The sequence below is a fragment of the Pseudomonas sp. AGC41 genome (genome assembly GCF_057334555.1).
In genome coordinates this window covers 34,302-36,222 of the sequence record NZ_JBHFJB010000038.1, presented here as the reverse complement: position 1 = coordinate 36,222, position 1,921 = coordinate 34,302, and the positions used below count along the sequence as shown (strand labels likewise).

Genomic DNA, 1,921 nt, shown 5'->3' with positions numbered 1-1,921 from the left:
CCCACAGGGGCGCTGAGGTGTTCAGGCGGGCGTGCCGAGTTCCAGGTGCAGGTTGTCGATCAGGCGCGTGGTACCGAGGAATGCCGCCACCAGGATCACCAGGTCGCGATCCTCGTTCACGGCCGGACGCAAGGTCTTGGCGTGGCGGATTTCCAGGTAGTCGGGGCGCAGGCCAGCGGCTTCCAGTTGCTGGAGCTGCTCAGCGATGAGCGCCGGGTAATCCCGCTGCCCTTGCTGGATGGCCTCGGCGACCTGGCTCAGGGCACGATAGACCACGGGGGCCACGGCGCGCTGCTCGGGGCTGAGAAAACCATTACGCGAAGACAGCGCCAGGCCATCCTCGGCGCGCACGGTCGGCTCGCCGATGATCTGGATCGGCATGTTCAGGTCATGCACCAGCGCGCGGATCACCGCCAGTTGCTGGAAATCCTTCTGGCCGAACACCGCCAGATCCGGCTGGACCATGTTGAAGAGCTTGCTGACCACCGTCGCCACACCTTCGAAGTGCCCCGGACGGCTTGCCCCACACAGGCCTTCGGACAACTGTGGGACGCTGACGCGGGTCTGCCCGGCCATGCCATCGGGGTACATCTCCTCCACGCTCGGCGCGAACAGCAAATGGCAGCCGGCCTGGAGCAGTTTCTCCTGGTCGGCCGCGAGGGTGCGCGGATATTTTTCGAGGTCTTCGCCAGCACCGAATTGCAGCGGATTGACGAAAATACTCGCCACGACAAAATCGGCTCGCTGCGCCGCCTTGGTCACCAGCGCCATGTGCCCGCTGTGCAGGTTGCCCATGGTGGGGACAAAGGCGATGCGTTTGCCTTCGCCCCTGGCGCGGGCCACGGCGGCGCGGAGTTCGCGGACGGTCTTGACGGTGTTCATGCGGAAAATCCGTGCTCGGCGCCGGGGAAGGTCGCCGCCTTCACTTCAGCGACATAGGCGGACAAGGCTGCCTGGATAGTGGTTTGCCCGGCCATGAAGTTCTTCACGAACTTGGGTACGCGGCCGGTAATCGACAGCCCAAGCATGTCGTGGAGCACCAGTACCTGGCCGTCAGTAGCGTTACCGGCGCCGATGCCGATCACCGGAATTTTTACCGCCTGAGTGATTTCCTGCGCCAGCTCGCTGGGTACGCATTCGAGCAGCAACATCGCGGCCCCGGCCTGTTCCAGCGCAATCGCATCGGCACGCATCTGCCGCGCCTGGTTTTCGTTGCGGCCCTGGACCTTGTAGCCACCGAGGATATTCACCGCCTGGGGCGTCAGGCCCAGGTGTGCGCACACCGGGATACCGCGCTCGGCCAGCAGGCGAATCGAGTCGGCCAGCCACAACGCGCCTTCGACCTTGATCATATGGGCACCGGCCTGCATGAGCATGGCGCTGTTGGTCATGGTTTGTTCGAGGGTGGCGTAGGCCATGAACGGCAAGTCGGCGAGGATCAGCGCGTCGGTGTTACCGCGTTTGACGGCGGCTACATGGTAGGCCATCTCGGCGGTGGTCACCGGCAGCGTGCTGTCGTGACCTTGCAGCACCATGCCGAGGGAATCGCCCACCAGCAGCACTTCGATACCGGCCTCGTTGCAGGCATGGGCGAAGGTTGCGTCATAACAGGTCAGCATGGTGATTTTTTCACCTTTTTGCTTGAGACCTTGCAGCGTGGTCAGGGTAATAGCTGGCATGAAAAAGTCCTCATTAGGCGCTCGAATACAGGCGCACCTTCTATGCGTGGTGCTTGTAAGGCCTGAATTACGCCCATTAGCGCCGCGTTGGCGGCGACGGGACGCCTATAGTCGTGAGGAGCAACCGGGAAGTCAATTGGATGTGTTACCGGTGGGTGTTACCGAGGTTACTGATGCGTTTCAGCGTCGGGGCGTGTTTAAAAACTGACTGGCTGGTCCCTGATTTTTTGTGGGAGCGAGCC

2 protein-coding genes are annotated in these 1,921 nt (G+C 62.5%); both read right to left on the bottom strand.

All coding sequences use genetic code 11. The features are described from left to right. Window positions 1-21: 21 nt before the first annotated feature. A complete protein-coding gene (panC, locus tag ACE04F_RS06855) occupies window positions 22-882 on the bottom strand; it encodes a pantoate--beta-alanine ligase (RefSeq protein ID WP_486105546.1) in 861 nt (286 codons plus the stop codon). Next, window positions 879-1,679: a 3-methyl-2-oxobutanoate hydroxymethyltransferase gene (gene panB / locus ACE04F_RS06850; protein WP_486105545.1), complete on the bottom strand. Its 801-nt coding sequence runs from the start codon at window positions 1,677-1,679 to the stop codon at window positions 879-881. Before panB ends, panC begins: the two co-directional genes overlap by 4 nt. Window positions 1,680-1,921: the final 242 nt, after the last annotated feature.